Raw genomic sequence first — 20,632 nt, forward strand, 5'->3', positions numbered from 1 at the left:
AGAACCGCATTGATACAGCAGAAATTAAATAATAACTGGCAGATGCACGGGCCGGGGGAACCCTTAAGGCCCGCAGCTGTTCCGGGGACGGTCTATACGGATCTGCTGCGCAGGGGGGAGATGGAAGACCCTTTCTGGAAAGACAATGAAATCCGTGCGCTGTCCCTGATGGAAAAAGATTATGAGTATGTGACGTGTTTTGACGCGGAAAAAGAACTGCTGGCCAGCAGCAGAATTCTGCTCCGTTTTGACGGGCTGGACACCATTGCTGATATTTATCTCAACGGTACCCAGGTGGGGGCGGCATATAATATGCACCGTATCTGGGAATACGATGTGACCCATATCCTGAAAGAGACAGGAAATGAGCTGAAAGTCCTCCTTCATTCCCCCCTTAAATTTATCCGGGATGCATTTGCAGAATGCAGGACCCTTGGCTCCGAAGACGCCATGGACGGCTTTGTCCACATCCGGAAAGCCCACTGTATGTTTGGCTGGGACTGGGGCGCCCACCTGCCGGACGCAGGTATTTTCAGGGAAGTAACTTTGCTGGGTATCACCGGCGCCAGACTGGACAGCGTCTATATCCGGCAGGAGCATACGGACGGAGAGGTCAGCCTGCAGTTTCAGGTGGAAGCAGAACGGGAACAGGCAGTATCAGCCCATGGCTGTGCTGTGGAAAAAATCTCTGTGAAAAACTCCGGTGGGGATGAAAATCCCGGCAGCCCAGGGGTTGCTTATACGGTGGAACTCACCACGCCGGAAGGGGAAACCCGGACATATTTCGATTCTCCGGCAGAAATTCATATTACCAGTCCCAGTCTCTGGTGGCCTAACGGGTATGGAGAGCAGCCTCTTTATCAGGTAAAAGTAACGTTGTATGCAGAAGGGACTGCTGTTGATGTGTGGGAAAGAAAAATCGGTCTTCGCACCCTTACCGTGAAAACAGAAAAGGACGAATGGGGCGTGGGATTTGCCCATGAAATCAACGACATTACCATATTTGCCATGGGGGCCGACTATATTCCGGAGGACCATCTGCTGGGCCGGGTAACGCCGGATACCACCAGAAAGCTGCTGGAACAGTGTGTGGCGGCAAATTATAATGCCGTCCGGGTGTGGGGCGGCGGATATTATCCGGAAGACTGGTTTTATGATATCTGTGACGAGCTGGGGCTGATTGTCTGGCAGGACTTTATGTTTGCCTGTGCCGTTTATGAACTGACGCCGGAATTTAAGGAAAATATCCGTCAGGAATTTGTGGATAATGTAAAACGCCTCCGCCACCATCCCTCTCTGGGCCTGTGGTGCGGCAATAATGAGATGGAAATGTTTGTGGAAGAAGGACATCACTGGGTTACGAAAAAGACAGAGGTGCGGGACTATATCCTCATGTATGAGCAGCTGATCCCGGAGGTGCTTAAGATACACGATCCCCAGACCTTTTACTGGCCTGCAAGCCCTTCTTCCGGAGGAGCTTTTGATGAGCCGAACAGCCCGGACAGAGGAGATGTGCATTACTGGAGCGTGTGGCATGGAAACAGGCCTTTTTCCGAATATCGGAAATACTTTTTCCGCTATGCGTCAGAATTTGGCTTCCAGTCCCTGCCTGCCAGAAAAACACTGGAAACCATCACCGACGATCCCAGGGATATGAACCTGTTTTCCTATGTGATGGAAAAGCACCAGAGACAGTACGGGGCCAATGGAAAAATCATGAATTATCTCCAGCAGACCTATCTCTATCCTTCGGATTTTAATACGTTAATCTATGCGTCCCAGCTTCTGCAGGCTGACGCCATCCGGTATGGGGTGGAGCATTTCCGGAGAAACCGGGGCCGCTGCATGGGAGCCATTGTCTGGCAGCTAAACGACTGCTGGCCGGTGATTTCCTGGTCCTCCATTGATTACTGCGGCCGCTGGAAGGCTCTGCATTATATGGAAAAACGGTTTTTTGCACCTCTGATGATTTCCTGTCAGGAAGAGGGAATGATGACAAAGGAAGCCGATATGAACCGGGAGCATTTTGTATTTGAAAAGTCCATCCGCTTAAATGTTGCAAATGAGACCAGAGCAGACCAGCAGGTGGAGGTATTCTGGGAAGTAAGAAATGCCGCGGCAGAGGTTCTCAGAAGGGGTGAAATCCGTCAGGTGCATGTTCCGGCCCTTACCAGTGTCTGGCTTGAGAAAGTGATGCTGCCGGAAACGGACATATTTTCAGAGTATGTGAGTTTTGGAATGAGACAGAACGGAAAAGTCATATCTGAGGGAACCGTGATTTTCTCTTATCCCAAATACTTCCGCTATGAAAATCCCCGCCTTTCCTTCCGGCTGGAAGAGGACGAAATCATAATATCCGCAGACGCTTATGCAAAAAGCGTGGAAATACGGAATGAACAGGAAGACTTCATTCTTTCGGATAATTATTTTGACATGAACGCAGGAGAGAAGCGGGTAAAAATTCTTTCCGGAGAGCCTCAGGGAATCCGGTTGAGAAGCGTGTATGATATCAGGTAAAATCTGCCGGTATTCAGTTGAATACCGGCTTTTTTCATGATACAATTTATTAAATTATATTTTTAATTATGTAAAATTCTTCCTGTTTTTGTAAAAGTTTGCTATGGAAAGGAGATTAGAATGAAAAAGGCATATCTGCGCGCACTGTTTCTGATGGTCTGGCTGCTGCTGATTCCCCTGGCAGGAAATTTTGCAGGAATGGAAGCTCAGGCAGCTTCCGGGGAGAAGCCGGACAATATGGAATATACCTTTGCTTCCATAAATGGGTGGGAGGTTTCTACCAAAACAGAGATGGGAAAAGTCACAGTGCTTGTATTTGGATACACAACCTGTGGGAATTCCCAGGCTACCATCCGGAATATTGCAAAAAGCGACTGGGTAAGCAGTGCGGGAATACGGGTGGTTTTTGCAGAAGCTAATAAAGCCTCTCAGGAAGCGGTGAAAAATTTTGCCGCAACATACGGGAATGAGCATATTCTGTTCTGTTATGATGGAGGGAGCAGTATATGGGACGCCGCGTTTGAATATTATGACCTTGGCGTTCTCAATGAGGGGGCAGGAGCCGGATTCCCTTTTACGGTTCTGATTGACGGGAACAATAAAGTTCAGAAGGTACTGACCGGATATCAGACAGCAGACGGAATTCTGAAAGAGATCAGAGCCTTTGCCGGTGAGAATTATGAGGAAACCAATCCAAAGGTCACTGTGGATATCAGCGGTACGGAGCATTATTCCTATGCAAATGAAGTGCTGGCGCTGGTTAATCAGGAACGTGCCAGGAGAGGACTTGGGGCCCTGAAACAGGACCAGGCCCTGACAGAGGTTGCCATGCAGCGGGCGGCGGAACTGGCCATGTATTACAGTCACACCAGACCGGACGGGACGAAGTGTTTTACCGCCACTGACCGGGGTACCCGCAGAGCGGAGAACATAGCGGTTGGTTATCCTTCTCCCCAGGCTGTAATGGCGGCCTGGATCAGTTCCCCAGGCCATCTGGCCAATATCACGGATTCGGAAATGACCAGCATTGGAATCGGCTGCTTTCAGGACAGCGGAGGAATCTGGCACTGGGTACAGTTTTTTGACAATGCACAGGCGTCAGAGACGTCTCTTTCCGGAACCAGACAGGTAACCAGGGGCATTTCCATACGGAAATCTCTGCTGCATCTGCAGCCAGCGGCAAATCAGGCCTTTGTATGCAAAGATAAGGGAACGGCAGTTTCCATGGATATTTATCATGCAAATGAACTGTTTGAGGCCAGTAAGCCGAAGCTCGCGGCTTCCGGTTTTGATTTTGTCAGCAGTAATCCTGCGGCGGCAACGGTTGACGCCGGCGGAATGATTACCGTGCAGGGGCCGGGAACCGCCGTAATCACTGCCTCTGTAAAGGGAGACACTTCCTGTACTGTGACAAAGACCGTCACAGTGGCGGACCATGTATATGTTGCCAGCAAAGTGGAGCCCACTTATACGGAGGAAGGTTATACCCTGCACACCTGTTCTGTCTGCGGAGACAGCTATAAGGATTCCATTGTTCCAAAGCTGGAGCAGCCTCAGAATTCCGAGAAAGATATTTCCGATGTGACCGGTCTTAAGGCCTCGTCCGGGGCCACCAGTATCAAATTGAGCTGGAAGAAGGTTTCCGGCGCGGAAGGGTACCGGATTTATCAGTATTCCGGGAAAAAATGGGAGAAGCTGGCAACGGTAACCTCCGGCCGAACTTCCTGTACTGTGAAAAAGCTCAGGTCTGCCACCGGTTATCGGTTTGCAGTAAAGGCGTACCGGACCGTAAATAAAAAGCAGGTGTTCAGCAAGTCCTACACTTCTCTGTATACTGCCACAAATCCGGCAGATGTGAAGTTTAAAGTAACGGCCGGGAAGAAGAAAGCTGCTGTAAAATGGGATAAGGTGCCCAGGGCTGACAAATATATCGTTTCGTATAAGACCGGGACAAAAGGTTCCTGGAAGAATCTGAAAACCACAAAGAGCCTCCGTTATACCAGGAAGAATCTGAAATCCGGGAAGACGTATACTTTTGCAGTGAGAGCCTGCAAAGTTTACCGGGGAAAAACTTACACCAGCAGTTATCAGGGGAAAAAAATAAAAATTAAGTAATTGACAAATATTAGCAGACATGTTTTAATAGAACGTAGAAATCAGATAAAATAAAAGAAAGCGAGGTAAGATCATGATTAAGTTAGCACAGAAGAACAGAAATAATTTCACAGAGACAACTTGCAGATTTACCTCGGTGACTGTAGACAGGATTCCACATTAATTTCAGGGAAAGATATGCACATGTATCGGATGTGCCTGAAGAATGAAATAGCAGTGGATTTGTATGTGCAGAGTGCGTACAGATAACAGGAAGACAGAAACCCCGTGGGTAAAGCCCACGGGGTTTTTTTATCTTAAAAGAAAGACCTTGCCACGCTAATGCGTGAAAATGTTTTCTTACAGAATAAAAAGTTCTTATCGCACTGCGGCGAATCTGAAGTATGTCACAGGGACTCGAATCAGTATGAAAACTGTCACCGGGAGACATCTGGGAAAGGAAAGATTATGAAGAAAATACTGAATTATATCGCCCATTACTGGTATGCGTATCTGTTTGCCATTTTCTGTATGGTGACAGCCATTGTGCTGGATATGCTGTATCCGGTAATCACCAAAAGTATTGTGGATGATGTTATCATTCAGGGGAAAATGGAGCTTTTGGGCGGACTGCTTACCATGATAGTGATTATCGGGGCAGGCCGGAGTCTGGGCGGTTATCTGAAAGAATTTACCTTTGATGCGGTAAGTGTTAAGATTGCAGCCAGACTGCGGAAAGATTTGTTTGCCCATATTGAAGGGCTCTCCATGGATTATTTTGACGACACCAATACGGGAGAGCTGATGGCGCGGGTAAAAGATGATGTGGACGCGGTCTGGAATGCACTGGGGTATGTGGGAATGCTGGCCATTGAGGTGGTCATCCACATTTCCATGGTGCTTTACTGTATGTTTACCCTGAACTGGAAACTGGCTTTTCTGCCCCTTGGAGTAATGATACTGATGGGAATTACCGCTGTTTTCATGGAGCGGAAACTGGATAAGATTTATGAATCTATCAGTGAGGAGAATGCCAGGCTCACCACCATTGCAGAGGAAAACCTGGCGGGGGTACGCACCGTAAAAGCCTTTGCACGGGAAAAGTTTGAGATTAAAAAATTTCTTTCCCACAACCGGCAGTATTATGATCTGAATATGCAGCAGGCAAAAACACTGGTACGGTTTTATCCGGTGTTTCAGTTTACCGGAAAGCTGCTGCCGGTGGTAATGGTGATTATCGGCGGAGTTCAGGTTATCCACGGGGAGATGACGCTGGGTACGCTGGTGGCGTTCTCCGAGTATTGCCGGAATATTGTGTGGCCCATGGAAATGCTGGGATGGCTGACCAATGATCTGTCTTCGGCCGTTGCTTCCTGTAAAAAAATCAATAAAATTTATCAGCAGAAATCTTCCATTACAGAGCATGAAAATCCCGTGGTACTGGAACAGGTAAAAGGAGAAATTTCCTTTGAGCATGTATCCTTTGCCAGAGGGAACCAGAAAATTCTGGAAGATGTTTCCTTTACGCTGCCGCAGGGGAAAACCCTTGGGGTGATGGGGGCTACCGGGGCCGGAAAGACTTCCATGGTAAACCTGCTGATGCGCTTTTTTGATGTGAAAGAAGGAAGTGTGAAGCTGGACGGTGTGGATGTGCGGGAACTGTCTCTGGCACAGCTTCGCAGCAGTATCGGAACCGTTATGCAGGATGTATTTCTGTTTTCTGATACTATTTCCGAGAATATCCGTATGGGCAAACGGGTGGCTCTGGACAGTTCAACCATGGTCCATGCCGCCGGGCTGGCTCAGGCCAGAAAATTTATAGAAAATATGCCGGAGACCTATGAGACCATTATCGGGGAGCGGGGCGTGGGATTGTCCGGCGGCCAGAAACAGCGTATCAGTATTGCAAGAGCCATTGCAAAACGCAATCCGGTGCTGATTCTGGACGATTCCACCTCAGCTCTGGATATGGAGACAGAATATGAGATTCAGAAGGCCCTGGACACACTGGATACCACGAAAATTATTATTGCTCACCGGATTTCCGCAGTACGCCGGGCAGACGAGATTATTTTTCTGGAGGACGGAACCATAAGAGAGCGGGGAACCCATGAGGAACTGCTGGCGAAACAGGGCCTTTATTATGACACTTATGTGGCTCAGATGGGCACAGCGCCGGGGCAGGCCTGATGTGTTTCTTCCCCAGGATACATTGCCGCTTTGATAAGTGAAAGTGTTTTCCTGCGAGAGGAAACCTGGAGAGGCAGACAGAAACAGACAGAAAGCAGGTGTGATTTTGGCAGTTAATTCTTATAAAGTGGACGAACAGCTTGAGGGTATCGGGAAAAAGGAGACGCTCAAAAGGCTGTTTGCCTATTTGTTTCAATATAAACTTCAGGTGGCCGGAGTGCTGGTCTGTATGATTATCACCGTTGTGATTTCCCTGATTAACCCTCTGATTATTGAAGAGGCAATCGACGTATACATTGCCCGAAAAGATATGGAGGGGCTGGCCAGGCTGGCAGCGGTTACCCTGATGATCAACGTGATTTTTATTGTTATGGTAAAGGTGCGTATGTATGTGATGGCACGGATTTCCAATCAGATTCTGCTGGAAATCCGGCAGGAGCTGTATGAGCATATCCAGACACTGTCCTTTTCTTTTTTTGACAGCCGTCCCACCGGAAAGATTCTGGCGCGGGTCATCGGGGATGTAAATTCCCTGAAAAATGTGCTGGTCAACGCAGTTACCACTCTGATTCCTGATTTTATTACCATCTGCGGCGTGGTGGTGATTATGGTAGTGAAGGACTGGCGCCTTGCGCTGGCTTCCTTAAGCAGCATTCCGGTAATGGCGGCGGCAATCTGGTTTATCCAGAAATTTTCCCATGCCCGCTGGCAGATTTTCCGGAAGAAAGGCTCCAATCTGAACGCCTATGTTCATGAGGGCATTGCAGGAATGAATGTGGTTCAGAGTTTCCATGCGGAACATGAAACACAGGATATTTTTGCAGGTCTGGTGAAAGAGCATGAACAGTCCTTTATCAGGGCGGTGCGGATTTCAGATATGTTCGGCGGGGCCATAGATTTCTGCTGGGGTATCGGGGCCATGATTCTCTACTGGGTGGGAATTCAGATGATTGGCGGTGAATATGTGAGTATTGGTATGCTGGTGGCTTTCGGCACCTATATCAATATGTTCTGGAATCCGGTGATGAACCTGAGTAATTTTTACAATCAGGTGATTACCAATCTGACAGCGGCAGAGCGTATTTTTGAAATTCTTGACACGAAGCCGGATATTTTTGACAATTCGGATGTACAGGAACTGCCGGATATTCAGGGAAAAGTGGAATTTGAGCAGGTGTCCTTTACTTATGATGAGGGAACTCCTGCGGAAACAAAAGTGCTGGAAAATGTAAGTTTTCAGATTCAGCCGGGAGAGACCATTGCTCTTGTGGGTCCTACCGGAGCGGGAAAAACCACCATTGTGAATTTAATCAGCCGCTTTTATGATATCCAGAAAGGGAGGATTCTCGTTGACGGACACGATATTCAGAAGGTGTCCATGGAAAGTCTGCGGCGGCAGATGGGTGTGATGACACAGGAGAATTTTATTTTCCAGGGAACAGTCAGAGAAAATATTCTCTATGGCAATATGGAAGCCACAGAGGAGGAAATCATTGCGGCCTCAAAGGCGGTCAATGCCCATGAATTTATTATGAAGATGGAAAAGGGCTATGATACTGTGTTAAAAGAGCGCGGAGCGGGACTGTCCATCGGCCAGCGCCAGCTGATTGCATTTGCCAGAACTATGGTGAGTATGCCGAAAATCCTGATTCTGGACGAAGCTACTTCCAGTATAGATACCCACACGGAGATTCTGGTGCAGAAAGGGATTGAAGCGTTGCTGAAAGGACGTACCAGCTTTGTTATTGCCCACAGGCTGTCCACCATACAGCGGGCAGACCGGATTTTTGTCATTGATAAAGGAGGTATCCTGGAACAGGGCAGACCGGCGGAACTGATGGAGAAGAAAGGCCATTATTATAATCTGTATATGGCCCAGTTTAAGAATGTTTAAGGTTTGCCCTGAGGAGGGCCCGGAGGGCTGGCAGAAGTGGCCGCCTGTGTTGGGAGGAGATAAAAATGCGCGTGGCAGTGATCGGATACAGCGGCAGCGGGAAATCTACCCTTGCAAAATATTTGGGCGAGAAATTTCAGATTCCTGTTCTGCACCTGGACAGGGTGCACTGGCTTCCCGGCTGGCAGGAGAGAAGCAGAGCGGAATCAGCAGAGATTGTGAAACAGTTTCTGGATGAACATAAGTCCTGGGTGATTGACGGGACTTATTCCGCTCTGGAATATGAAAGACGTCTGAAGGAAGCAGATACCATTGTTTTAATGGATTTCAGACGTCTTTCCTGTTTCTTCCGGGCCTGGAAACGGTATGTTCAGAACCGGGGAAGAACCAGGGATTCCATGGGAGAGGGATGCGTGGAACGGATGAACCGGGAATTTATCTGGTGGCTGCTTCACAGGAAGAAGAGCCAGAAGGAACGGTATCGGAAGGTGCTGGAGCAGTACGGATACAAAACCGTTGTGATTCGCAGCCAGAGAGAACTGGATAAGTGGATGAAAGAGTTTGTCGGAAACTGTTGAAAGGGCAAAATTTGTTGCTGAAAGCGGCGATAAATCGGAAATAAGTGGACAGGTATTGTGCCAGTGAAATTATCTGGCCGGACACATTTGTGTTGTGTAAATTGTGTATCATCCCACAGTGTTTTGAATAATTTGTGAAAATACTTTACGAAAGGTGATAATAGAGATATAATTATATCAAAAAAATGATACGAGGTGATATGGATGATCATAAAAGCATCAGCGTCATTAAGAAATGATTACACAACGATTTCTAATATGGCAAAAGAAACAAAAGAGCCAATATATATTACTAAAAATGGTGAGGGTGATCTGGTTCTTATGAGTATAGAGGCTTTTGAAAGGCGGGAACAGATTTTACAGCTCCGCGCGAAGGTTTTTCAGGCAGAACAGGAGCGGATTGAAGACTGGTATCTGGTTCAGTTTGGCGTGGAAACAGCTTTGAAAATAAGTGACCATATATTGAACGTAACAGAACGTTTGGGGGAGTTTCCGGATTCAGGTTCTTTAACACCAGATGAATGGCTGAATCAGCAGGGATACAGAATGGTTATATGTGATAAGCATGTTGTCATTTATAAGCAGACTGGCACAGTGGTTTATATTTACCATATCGCAGACACCCGGACAGATTATACGAAATTGTTCCGTCAGTGAAGTAAAATATGTATTGTAATCCTATAGTTGCACCACGAAATGTTTGAAGAAATAATTTCACGAGGATAGAAATTGGATTTATAATTATTTAGTGGCGACACTTTGGCAACAGAAAATTAGTAAGCCTAAATATAGTATATAATTGAAATATAAACTCGGCAATTAGTCATAGAAAGTTAAACAAAATAGATTAAAAAACAAACTGGATTTGCCGAATCTGAATTATGTTTTGTAGCCGCCGCAGCAGGCTGGTTTTGCGGCAGCTTCCGGAACATCTCTCCTTGTTCTTACAGGGATTTCTGATACTTCCAAAACTGTATGGCGAACCAGAAAAACATTATAAGGTATACCACAAACAGGACGGAAAAGGTTCCTGCCAGTATCTGCCCGGCCAGTGTGACATTATGGAGCTGTATAAACAGATTTGGCAGGATAATCAGGAAAAAAACACAAAGCAGCGGAACCATGCGTCCCCGGAATATCCGTTTCATCATTTCAAGCCGGGAGGTGTCATCACAGAAGATTTCTTCCTCTTTTCCCTTCATTTCAGAGACAGGCTTTCGAAAATAACTGTACCCGAAAAAATCCTGCATATATTCCCATCCGCAGTCAGAAAATATCTGAATATATTCTGATTTGTGGGCCAGGCCGTCAGGGTTGTAATCTAACTGATAAATCACATCTTCCGGTTCACATTTTTCAAAGTGGTAACATCCAATCTTATTCACATAAGTAAATTCCCATCCCAGTTTATGCTGGTTTCTGAGATAATCTTCTTCTTTTTTCCATTCAGGAATTGAAAAAAATCTGATTTCAGTTTTCATGTCTTTCATTATCACACACCTCTTTCATAGTCCGGTAAAGTCGCTCTATCCGTTTCTGTTCCAGCTCCAGTACCTGTGTCCCCAGTTCCGTAATACAGTAAATTTTTCTCTTTTCTTCTTCCCGGACAAAACGGATGAGACCGTCCTTCTCCATTTTTGACAGGCTGCCGTACATGGTGCCGGGACTGATGTGGATTTCTCCCTGTGTCAGCGCTTCCACCTGTTTCACAATACTGTAACCGTGGGCTTCTTTACGCAGAAAAAGTAAAATGTAAAATCCCGTTTCTGTCATCGGAACGTATACTTTCTGAATATGGGCATTCATGTCACCACCTCACTGTCCGGTTCAATGCCTGAGTACCGTAAATATATCGCAGTACGATAGTTATATTCTGATTATCGCACTGCGATATATATTTGTCAAGGAATAAATGTGCAGCCAGACCAGAGGGTTTGTGTCCCTTTCCCATAGATTTCTGCCATTATATGTGCTAAACTGTAAACTGATACAGATATCATTGAAAATTCCGGCAGAAACCGGAACCGGACAGAGAACATCCAAAAGAAGTGAGGGCCGAAAATGCTTTACGATAAGGATATCAGAGAACCGCTGTTTGATTTTCTGGAAGAAAAATACGGGAAAATCAGGATTATAGAAGAAAAGTCAGTGGGGCGGAGCCGTGCAGATGTGGTAATGGTGCTTCCGGAATCCCTTTGCGGACTGGAAATCAAAAGCGATGCGGACACTTATGCCAGGCTGAGCCGTCAGGTGAGAGATTACAATCAGTATTTTGATTATAACTATATTGTGGCGGGGACGAAACACGCCCACCATGTAGAGGAACATGTGCCTGACTGGTGGGGCATTATTACAGTGGAACTGGAAGAGGGCAGGCCGGATTTTTACCTGCTGCGGAAAGCCGGGGAGAATCCCAAAGTCAACTGGAAACGGAAACTGGGCCTTTTGTGGCGGCCGGAGCTTGCACGTATTCAGGAGAAAAACAGTTTGCCAAAGTACAGACAGAAAAGCAAGGATTTTGTGATAGAAAAAATTTTGCTGAAAGTGCCCGGAGAGCGTTTGTACAGACAGATCAGCGACGAACTGTTTGAGCGGGATTATACAGAGATTGAGGAAAATATCAGGGCTTATAAAAAGGAAGCTCTGCTGAGGCGGTTACAGAAGAAAGGCGGGTGAGCTTTGTGGGATATCAGGATGAGTGGCTTCTTTTTGAAGCGGAAGATGATGTGGATGAAATCGAACACAGACAACCGACAGAAGAATTTCTGTTTTATCAGGCAGTATCCAACGGAAATGTGGCTGCAGTTCGGAAGAACTGTGAACAGGAACGGTTTCTGGACAGCGAGGGCGTTGGCATACTGTCCCGCAATCAGGTAACGAATCTGAAATATCATTTTGTGATTACGACGGCCATGATTACACGTCTGTGCAGGCAGAAAGGTATGGAGCTGGAACAGGCTTTTCGGATGAGTGATTTTTATATTCAGAAGCTGGATGATATTCATACTGTGCAGGGAGTGCATAATCTGCATGATGAAATGGTATTGGATTATGCGGAAAAGATGCGCATACTCCGCCGGAGTGATACCAACTCCAGACATATCAGCGCCTGTAAGGAATACATTTATTCCCATATCAAAGAACGTATTACCATTGAAGACCTGGCAGATGAACTTGGAGTGTCGTCCAGCTACCTTTCAAGGCTGTTTAAAAAGGAAACCGGGGATTCTGTCAGCGCCTATATCCGGAAACAGAAAATTGAAAAGGCCAGAAATCTGCTCCGCTACAGTGATTACTCTGTTATTGAGATTGCCAACCGTCTCTCCTTTTCTTCCCAGAGCCATTTTATACAGCAGTTTCGGGAAATTGTGGGTATGACGCCGAAAAAATACCGGGATATCAATTATATGGTGCAATGGGATATTGAAACCGGGGCAGAATCTGCCCCGGAGTAGCTGCCTTTATAATACAAGCACTATTTCATTTTCTTTCTGAAGAAGGCTGGCCGGGATATAATTTCCGGTGAGCTTTTTGCCGTTCAGCGTAAGTTTTTCACAGCCGGATTCCCGTCTGCCGGGATTTTCCACAAGGATATGCAGATGTTTTCCGCGGAAGTCTTTGTCAATCTCAAAATGTGTCCACTCCTTTGGTATGGACGGGGAGATTTTAATTCCCTCCGGGTCGGGGCGAAGTCCTAAAATGCCTTCCACACAGCCCACCATAACAGTGGAAGCGGTACCGGTGAGCCAGTGTACATGAGAGCGTCCGGGGTGTTTGCTGGCCCTTCCCTCTGTAAACTGCCCGTAACAATATGGTTCCAGGCGGCGGATATCTGCCTGCTCATTCCAGGCGGCAGGGGCATTTTCCATGAAATAGGTAAAGGCACGTTCTCCATGGCCGCAGAGAGCCTCCGCAAGAATCAGCCACCCCTGGGATTGAGAAAATATACCTGCGTTTTCCTTGGTGCCAGGATTATAAATCACTGCCAGTGCGCCCTCAAAGGCATGGGCATGGTAAGGGGGATCCATCAGCAGCGCGCCGTATTCCGTATTTAACCGGTGATAAACGTTGTCAAGTATGGCGTCAGCCTGTTGCATATCGGCAAGTCCGCTGATAACAGCCCAGCTCTGAGGGTTTAACCAGAGATTGGCTTCCGGGTCCGCGGCAGAGCCCACAGGCTGGCCTTTTTCTGTGTAACCCCGGATAAATCTGTCTTTGTCCCAGCACAGTTTCCGGATGAGTGCGCCAAGTTCTTCCTGTTGTTTTGTTAAAAAATTCAGATAGTCTGTATCCTGCCTGTATGTTGCGAACTTTTTCAAAACAGTCATGGCATAATAAAGCTGCATCGCCACAAAAGAGGATTCTCCGTCTGCCCCCAGGCGCAGGCAGTCATTCCAGTCTGCGTAAAGCCCGGCAGGCATGCCGTGAGGACCGGAATGTTCCAGAGAAAAGCGGATGGCCCGTTTCAGATGGTCGTACACACTGTCTGCTTCTTTATCCGCATAGGGAATGCGTTCTTCAAGAAAATCCATATTTCCTGTTTCAGCGATATATTTATAAACGGTTGGAAAGAGCCAGAGAGCGTCGTCTGCCCGGTAAGCCGGATGCCCGGTTTCCTGTCGGTAGGAAGCGTCGTCCGGGGTATCTTCATGTCCGGGATTATGGGTAAATTTTACAAGGGGCAGACCACCTCCGCTGCTTGTCTGGGCAGAAAGCATAAAGCGGATTTTTTCTGCCGCCAGTTCCGGTGCAAGGTGGATGATTCCCTGGATATCCTGTACGGTGTCACGGTAACCATAACCGTTGCGCAGGCCGCAATAGATAAAGGAGGCTGCGCGGGACCAGAGGAAGGTCATAAAGCAGTTGTATGCATTCCAGGTATTGATCATGGTATTGAATTCCGTACTGGGGGTGCTGACTTTCAGATGATCCATCCTGTTATGCCAGCAGTTTTTCAGCTCGTCCAGTTCCTTCCTTACGGTTTTTTCCGTATCTGTGTAAGCAGAAAGGATGGCTGCCGCTTTTGGGGATTCCTGTTCTCCCAGCAGAAATGCAATGGTTTTTGTCTCTCCCGGCTCAAGAGTAATATTGCAGGAGAGGGCACCGCAGGAGTTTCCGTTGTAGCCTGTGATATTTCCAAGGTTACCGGAGGAAACTCCCTGCGGATTGTTGTATCCATGGTATTTTCCAAGAAAGTGTTCCTTTTCTCCGCAGTAGGAAGCAACTTCGGCTCCGACAAGACCAAAGAAGCGTTCCGTTACATTTTTTTCATCCACTTTTTCGTTTTCCCGAAGGGAATCCAGATTGCCATGTATCTGCTGCATGATTCTGTTTTCTTCAAATAACGTGCGGCCAATGAACAGAGAGTATTGCAGATTTACCTGATCCTGCTCATAGTTGCTGTGGTTGGTAAATTCTCCATATCCGGTAATGGTAAGTTCTCTGGGATTTTCGGAGGTGTTCGTCAGGGACAGGGCCCAGACTTCATGGGCTTTTTTCAGGGGGACATAGTAGGAGGCCCTGGAAATGATTCCGGCATATACGGATTCTATTTGGGTATAGCCCATTCCATGGCGGCAGGTGCTTTGATAATCTTTTAAATCTTTCCCGACTGGCTGCCAGGAAGCGGACCAGTAATCTCCGGATTCATTGTCGCGTATGTAGAGATATCGGCCAGGCTGGTCAAAGCTGTTGAAAATGTAGCGCAGGATGCGTCCGTTTGCGCCGGATTTTGCAAAGCTGTAGCCCCCGGCATTGTTGGAAATGATTGCACCGTATTCCGGAGAGCCAAGATAGTTTACCCATGGGGCTGGCGTATCCGGCCGTTCTATGATGTATTCTCTGTTATCGTCGTCAAAATATCCATATTTCATCTTGCAGTTTTCATCCTTTCCTTTTAAATAAGTTCTACTGTGATTGTGTATGCGTGATCCGGCAGGGCATTTATGCTTTCCCGTGTGAGAACCGCAAAGGAATCTTCACAGACAGGAAGCATGGTCTGCCCGCAGAGGGCGGAACCAATGGTACAGGCGCCGAAATCTTTGCCTTCTGTGTTTTTGTATACGATGGTAAAACATTTTCCGGCAAAAGGGACGGTGATGGAGGCATTTCCATCTGAATCAAACTGTTCTGCCAGAAGTTTAGGGTATAAAATAAGATCTCCGGATTCTCCGTGGACGCCGAAAACTTCTGTAATCATGGTCATCATGTACCAGCTCGCCGCTCCGGTCAGATAGTGGTACATTCCGCGTCCGTCAGAGCGGAAATATTCCGGGATGCCAGGATAAATGTGGCTGGTATCAAAATTCAGGGCGGTATCGGCGAGGGTTTTTAAAGCCTTCCAGCCTTCTTTCACAAATCCCCGGCGATACAGGGCGTTTGCGTACATGACTGCCATGTGGGAGAAGACGGAGCCATTTTCCTTTTCCCCATAGGCGAATCCAAACATGCGTCCCATATCAGATTTCAGTTCATGGAAATCAGTATTCAGACGGTAGCCGCCTGTTTCTTTCCGGTAAAGATAATGATCTGCACTTTTTACAATTTTCCTGATGTGGGTGTCCTCCGCCACTCCGCTCATGATGGCAAAGACCTGGCCGGTCAGCATCATGCGAACCTGTCCATTGTGGATTCCTTCCACAGCCTGTCCCTGGTTGTCATAATAGCTGTTGAACCAGCCTTCTCCCTCCATTCCTTCTATCCATTCCTGATTTCTCACATAATCCATCAGCCAGGCTGCTTTTTGGGACAGATCTGCTGCAAGTACAGAAAGGGAAAAAACGGCGCGTCTGCCTCTGACAGTATGTTTACAACGGGAAGTATAGTCAGCCAGAATTTTCTGCTTTCTGCCAGTGTCGTTATAAAGTTCCGGGTGGTCGCAGAGTAAAAGTTCTGTTTCTTCCAGAAGTTCAGCGGTATGGACTGTAGAACTGCTGTCCAGCAGACGGATCATGGCGGCAAGTTCCAGGAGGTTGCCTGCATAGGCGCAGGTGAAGGCAACGCTTTCGCCCTTTTCCGAGGCCATATCCAGCGCATCGTTCCAGTCTGCGTCCCGCAGCCGGCAGATATTATGGTCTCCTGTTTCGTAAAAGGCAGTAAGCTGCTGGATGAGAAGATGCTCTAAAATGCTTCCGGTATAAATATCTTTTTTATCTGTAAGCTGCATATTTCCATCTGCCTGGTCCCAGAGGGTATCCAGGGCTGTTCCCCGCATTACCTGCGCATCTTTGAAATAGGGAACCTGCCGGTTCAGGATTTCAATGTCTCCGGTCTGGTCGATGTAAAGTTTTGTGGTCATCAGCGGCCAGAGGGCGTGATCCATCCAGACACGGGTAATACCGTTGCGGTCTGCAAGGAAATTTCCGTCTCCGGTTCCGATAATGGTGGCGTTTGTTCCGTCCATGCGGACGCCGCCGTAGTTTTTGATGATCATGTCCCTGACATTTTCCGGTTCCATCAGAAGAAGAGAGAGGCAGTCCTGCCATAAGTCGCGCCATCCCCGGCCTCCCCGGCCATAATCGTGATGAGGGAGGAAGGAGCAGCCAAACAGCCGGCGCAGGAAGGGCTGGAAGCTGATCCACTTCATGAGACAGTCAAAATCTCTGTCACCGGTATGAAAGCTGACTTTTACTTTTTCCTGCCAGCAGGATTTCGTATCAGCCAGGGCAGCCTGTACCTTTTCTGAGGTATTGTATTTGCGGAAAATATGGTGAATCTTTTCCCGGCTGTTTTCTGCTCCAAGGAGGATGATATATGATACCTGCCCGCCGGGGGCAAGGGAAATGGTTTCAAAACGGAAAGCGCCCATTCCTTCTTTTCCGGCTGCCTGACAGGGGGCGGGATATCCCGGATACTGTTCGTATACGGCACGGGGATGAGTAAAGGAGCCTCCTTCTCCAATAAAATCTTCCACGGTGGGATAGAAGCTCACTGGTGCAGATCCGCTTTCGGTACAGCCCATAACGTAATAAATCCGGTCATTTGGGCGGTGGCCTTTCTCATCAAAAGACATGGTGGGGCGGACAAAGATTCCGTATTCTTCTGCATCAATGCGATGAAGCATGGAAGTTACATTCCGATGGTCACGGATGTTGTCTGCACTGCGGCCGTAAATTGGGATCCCTGCACAGGCTGTCAGCTTCCGGGCAGATTCCGACCGGTTTTGGATTGTCACATGCATGATTTCCACATTTTCGTCTTTTGGAATAAAAAGATCCACTGTGGATGTAAGCTGCAGAGCTTTGAAGGAACGATTTAATGTATGCCACATAAATCCTGCGGACACCTGGCTTTCCTCCTGCCGGGAAGTGAATTTTGCCGCTTCCTGTTCCGCAGAAGCGCCGGAGACGGAACAGACGTCTCCAGTTTCCGTGGTACACCAGAAATTCCGGACAGAACGGTTATTATGGAGATTTTCCGAACTTACCGGTTCCAGAAGAAAAGTTTCCTGGTCAATCTTGGCGTCCCCGCCAAGGCTGGGGGTTACGGCGCTTTTTAATCCTGTTTCCGAAGCCAGAGGAAAGTACAGGTAACTGGTATTTTCCGGCTGGCTGATTACGAAACTTCCATGTTCATCGGTAAATTTTATACGTTTCAAATTTCTTTCTCCTTTCCATATGGTTAAGGAATATCATATAGGAATTTTACTTCTGAGAAAATCAGAAATATGAGAAAAATATCAGAATTATGACCTAAAAATAAAAACATGGATTTTGGTATATCGCGTCAGGAATAATATTTTCAAAAGGTGTCATGAATCTGACATTTTGTTAAAATTCGTAGTATATTCGTCCTGGAATCTACGATATAATCCTGCCACACAATAAATGTGCGGTAGAAGTGTAAGGCAGATGCCGCAGAAAAAAGAAGGAGGATTTATCAAATGAAAAAGAGGACAGTTAGTATCTTATTGGCTGTTGCAATGGCAATGGGAGCGCTGGCAGGATGTGGAACGTCGTCCGGCTCCGGAGCGGGAGAAGCATCCGATTCAGAGGAAGGGAAAGTCATCAATATTTACAGCTGGAACGATGAATTCCGTCAGCGTGTGGAGGCGGTTTATCCGGAGGTGAAGGAAACCTCCAAAGACGGAACGGTAACTACATTAAAGGATGGGACGGAAATCCACTGGACCATAAATCCCAATCAGGATGGCGTATACCAGCAGAAACTGGATGAAGCGCTGTTGAATCAGGCGGATGCGGCGGCAGACGATAAAGTAGATATCTTTTTGTCCGAGACAGATTATGTGAACAAATATACGGATGCAGATGCAGACGCAGCCATGCCCCTGACAGACCTTGGCATCGATCCGGAAAAGGATCTGTCGGATCAGTACAGTTTCACAAAGGTTACAGCTTCTGATGCAAACGGTGTTCAGAGAGGTTCCACCTGGCAGTGCTGTCCGGGACTTTTGGTATACCGCCGGGATATTGCCAAAGATGTATTCGGTACGGATGATCCGGAAAAAGTGGGCGAAAAGGTGAAGGACTGGGATACTATGAAAGCAACAGCGGAAGAACTGAAGGCGAAGGGGTATTTTACATTTTCCTCTTATGCGGATACGTTCCGGCTTTATGGCAACAGTATTGCCCAGTCCTGGGTCAGCCCCGGAGAAACTGTAATCAAAGTGGATCAGAAAATAATGGACTGGGTAAGCGATTCGAAGGAATGGCTGGATGCGGGATATCTTGACAAAAATATAAAAGGCCAGTGGAATGATGACTGGAACAAGGCAATGGGTTCCACTTCAAAGGTGTTTGCTTTCCTGTTTCCGGCATGGGGCATTGATTTTACGCTGAAGCCCAACTGGGATGGTGAAGACGGCGCCTGGGCAGTTACCAATCCTCCGCAGGAATATAACTGGGGCGGTTCCTATGTTCATGCATGTACCGGCACAGATAACCCGAAGCATGTGAAAGATATCATCCTTGCAGTGACTGCAGATCAGGAAAATCTGTTAAAGATTTCCAAAGATTATGCGGACTTTACCAATACTCAGAGCGGTATGCAGCGGGCGGCAAAAGATGATAAGAAGTTTGCTTCTGATTTCCTGGGCGGACAGAACGCATTTGCATATTTTGCACCGGTGGCAGAGAATATCGTGATTGCGCCTCTTTCTGCTTACGATCAGGGCTGTGTGGAATTAATCCAGAATTCTTTTAATGATTATCTGCAGGGGAACGTTGACTTCGAAAAAGCAAAAGCGAACTTCGAAACAGCAGTTATTGAGCGTTACCCGGATATTACGGAAATTCAGTGGCCGGAATAAAGAGATTCTGACGTCCTGGTGCGCAGGATAAGGCAGCGTAGCCCGGATAACCGGGATTTGCAGCCAGAATGAAAAGAGCCGGCGCTGCGGTATGCAGAATGGGCGGCGCCGGATAAAAACAGAAAGGGGTGGCAGTTTATGGAAAAGAAACATAAAAAAATAGATTATGCAAAATGGGGCTATCTGTTTATCCTTCCATTTTTTGTGAGTTTTTTCATATTTTCTCTGATCCCTCTGGTGGATACTGTCCGGTATAGTTTTTTTGAGTATTACCGTTCAGGGATTAAAGAGATAGGGCCGAATTTTGTGGGTCTGGAGAATTATATCAGCCTGCTGGGTTCGGATATGCTGAAATATGCAGGCAATACCATGATACTGTGGATTATCGGATTTATTCCCCAGATTGTAATTGCTCTGGTGCTTGCCGAGTGGTTTGTGGACGCAAGGCTTAAAATCCATGGAACACAGTTTTTTAAGGTGGTGATATATCTGCCGAATCTGATTATGGCTTCTGCCTTTGCCATGTTGTTTTTTACCATGTTTTCCACGAACGGGCCCATCAATTCCATTTTGACTTCTTTCGGATGGATCAGTCAGCCGGTGGATTTTCTGGGTTCTGTATGGGGAACAAGATCCCTGGTAGGGCTTATGAATTTCCTGATGTGGTTTGGAAATTCCACAATTATGCTGATGGCGGCCATTATGGGAATCAGCCCGGATGTATTCGAGGCGGCTGAACTGGATGGATGTAACAGCCTGCAGCGGTTTTTCTATATTACCCTTCCCCAGATACGTCCAATTCTTGCCTATACGTTGATTACTTCTATTATCGGCGGATTGCAGATGTTTGATGTGCCTCAGATTCTGACAAACGGACAGGGGACGCCGGATCGTACCTCCATGACCCTGATTATGTTTCTGAACAGTCATTTAAAGAGTAAGAATTATGGTATGGCGGGCGCATTATCGGTATTTCTGTTTGTTGTCAGCGGTATCTTATGCTTTGTAGTATATCGGATGACCAATAATGATGATCCGGATGGCTCGAAAGCGGCAGCGAAAAAAGCAAAAAAGCAAAGGAGGGGATAAAGT

General features: G+C 47.1%; 14 protein-coding genes. 10 read left to right on the forward strand and 4 right to left on the reverse strand.

Going from position 1 to position 20,632, the window contains the following annotated elements; all coding sequences use genetic code 11:
- Window positions 1–9 precede the first annotated feature (9 nt).
- From C805_RS11440 to C805_RS27315, 6 genes are all read left to right on the forward strand, one after another.
- Window positions 10–2,517 carry a beta-mannosidase gene (locus C805_RS11440; RefSeq protein ID WP_016214000.1) on the forward strand — a complete coding sequence of 836 codons (2,508 nt, stop codon included), beginning with the start codon at window positions 10–12 and terminating at the stop codon, window positions 2,515–2,517.
- 120 nt (window positions 2,518–2,637) lie between these two features.
- On the forward strand, window positions 2,638–4,632 hold the full coding sequence (locus tag C805_RS11445) for a CAP domain-containing protein (RefSeq protein WP_016214001.1): 1,995 nt from the start codon (window positions 2,638–2,640) through the stop codon (window positions 4,630–4,632).
- A 447-nt stretch (window positions 4,633–5,079) separates the two neighbouring features.
- Window positions 5,080–6,801, forward strand: coding sequence for an ABC transporter ATP-binding protein (locus C805_RS11450; RefSeq protein ID WP_016214002.1), 1,722 nt, complete (start codon window positions 5,080–5,082; stop codon window positions 6,799–6,801).
- Window positions 6,802–6,907: 106 nt separating this feature from the next.
- Window positions 6,908–8,695, forward strand: coding sequence for an ABC transporter ATP-binding protein (locus tag C805_RS11455; protein WP_016214003.1), 1,788 nt, complete (start codon window positions 6,908–6,910; stop codon window positions 8,693–8,695).
- A 65-nt stretch (window positions 8,696–8,760) separates the two neighbouring features.
- Window positions 8,761–9,273 (forward strand): P-loop NTPase family protein, encoded by a 513-nt coding sequence (locus tag C805_RS11460; protein ID WP_016214004.1) that lies wholly within the window; start codon window positions 8,761–8,763, stop codon window positions 9,271–9,273.
- Window positions 9,274–9,477: 204 nt separating this feature from the next.
- The gene (locus C805_RS27315; RefSeq protein ID WP_016214005.1) at window positions 9,478–9,930 is read left to right on the forward strand and encodes a type II toxin-antitoxin system prevent-host-death family antitoxin; all 453 of its coding nucleotides are present in this window, start codon (window positions 9,478–9,480) and stop codon (window positions 9,928–9,930) included.
- 287 nt (window positions 9,931–10,217) lie between these two features.
- On the opposite strand, the gene C805_RS11465 is transcribed toward C805_RS27315, so the two are convergent.
- Together C805_RS11465 and C805_RS11470 are read right to left on the reverse strand one after the other, a co-directional pair.
- The gene (locus C805_RS11465; protein WP_016214006.1) at window positions 10,218–10,763 is read right to left on the reverse strand and encodes a DUF2812 domain-containing protein; all 546 of its coding nucleotides are present in this window, start codon (window positions 10,761–10,763) and stop codon (window positions 10,218–10,220) included.
- Window positions 10,744–11,079 carry a PadR family transcriptional regulator gene (locus tag C805_RS11470; RefSeq protein WP_016214007.1) on the reverse strand — a complete coding sequence of 112 codons (336 nt, stop codon included), beginning with the start codon at window positions 11,077–11,079 and terminating at the stop codon, window positions 10,744–10,746. The genes C805_RS11465 and C805_RS11470 overlap by 20 nt, the downstream gene beginning before the upstream one ends.
- A gap of 255 nt (window positions 11,080–11,334) precedes the next feature.
- Here C805_RS11470 and C805_RS11475 point away from each other — a divergent pair, with 255 nt between their 5' ends.
- Together C805_RS11475 and C805_RS11480 are read left to right on the forward strand one after the other, a co-directional pair.
- Window positions 11,335–11,949, forward strand: a complete 615-nt coding sequence (locus tag C805_RS11475) for a sce7726 family protein (RefSeq protein WP_016214008.1) — start codon at window positions 11,335–11,337, stop codon at window positions 11,947–11,949.
- The gene (locus tag C805_RS11480; RefSeq protein ID WP_022750992.1) at window positions 11,946–12,728 is read left to right on the forward strand and encodes a helix-turn-helix domain-containing protein; all 783 of its coding nucleotides are present in this window, start codon (window positions 11,946–11,948) and stop codon (window positions 12,726–12,728) included. The genes C805_RS11475 and C805_RS11480 overlap by 4 nt, the downstream gene beginning before the upstream one ends.
- A gap of 6 nt (window positions 12,729–12,734) precedes the next feature.
- On the opposite strand, the gene C805_RS11485 is transcribed toward C805_RS11480, so the two are convergent.
- Complete coding sequence (locus C805_RS11485) at window positions 12,735–15,146, reverse strand: glycoside hydrolase family 94 protein (RefSeq protein ID WP_016214010.1); 2,412 nt, start codon at window positions 15,144–15,146, stop codon at window positions 12,735–12,737.
- A 23-nt stretch (window positions 15,147–15,169) separates the two neighbouring features.
- Window positions 15,170–17,869, reverse strand: coding sequence for a GH36-type glycosyl hydrolase domain-containing protein (locus tag C805_RS11490; RefSeq protein ID WP_016214011.1), 2,700 nt, complete (start codon window positions 17,867–17,869; stop codon window positions 15,170–15,172).
- 285 nt (window positions 17,870–18,154) lie between these two features.
- Between C805_RS11490 and C805_RS11495 the strand changes: the two genes are divergently transcribed.
- Window positions 18,155–19,540, forward strand: coding sequence for an ABC transporter substrate-binding protein (locus C805_RS11495; protein WP_016214012.1), 1,386 nt, complete (start codon window positions 18,155–18,157; stop codon window positions 19,538–19,540).
- A 138-nt stretch (window positions 19,541–19,678) separates the two neighbouring features.
- Complete coding sequence (locus tag C805_RS11500) at window positions 19,679–20,629, forward strand: carbohydrate ABC transporter permease (protein ID WP_016214013.1); 951 nt, start codon at window positions 19,679–19,681, stop codon at window positions 20,627–20,629.
- Window positions 20,630–20,632: the final 3 nt, after the last annotated feature.

It is taken from the genome of Eubacterium sp. 14-2, assembly GCF_000403845.2.
Taxonomy (GTDB): domain Bacteria; phylum Bacillota; class Clostridia; order Lachnospirales; family Lachnospiraceae; genus Petralouisia.

Bases quoted from the DNA above. Each gene is read 5' to 3' on its own strand.
- C805_RS11460 (WP_016214004.1), top strand. From the start codon at position 8,761: ATGCGCGTGGCAGTGATCGGATACAGCGGCAGCGGGAAATCTACCCTT.
- C805_RS11450 (WP_016214002.1), top strand. From the start codon at position 5,080: ATGAAGAAAATACTGAATTATATCGCCCATTACTGGTATGCGTATCTG.
- C805_RS11485 (WP_016214010.1), bottom strand. From the start codon at position 15,146: ATGAAATATGGATATTTTGACGACGATAACAGAGAATACATCATAGAA.
- C805_RS11465 (WP_016214006.1), bottom strand. From the start codon at position 10,763: ATGAAAGACATGAAAACTGAAATCAGATTTTTTTCAATTCCTGAATGG.
- C805_RS11495 (WP_016214012.1), top strand. From the start codon at position 18,155: ATGAAAAAGAGGACAGTTAGTATCTTATTGGCTGTTGCAATGGCAATG.
- C805_RS11475 (WP_016214008.1), top strand. From the start codon at position 11,335: ATGCTTTACGATAAGGATATCAGAGAACCGCTGTTTGATTTTCTGGAA.
- C805_RS11445 (WP_016214001.1), top strand. From the start codon at position 2,638: ATGAAAAAGGCATATCTGCGCGCACTGTTTCTGATGGTCTGGCTGCTG.
- C805_RS11470 (WP_016214007.1), bottom strand. From the start codon at position 11,079: ATGAATGCCCATATTCAGAAAGTATACGTTCCGATGACAGAAACGGGA.
- C805_RS27315 (WP_016214005.1), top strand. From the start codon at position 9,478: ATGATCATAAAAGCATCAGCGTCATTAAGAAATGATTACACAACGATT.
- C805_RS11500 (WP_016214013.1), top strand. From the start codon at position 19,679: ATGGAAAAGAAACATAAAAAAATAGATTATGCAAAATGGGGCTATCTG.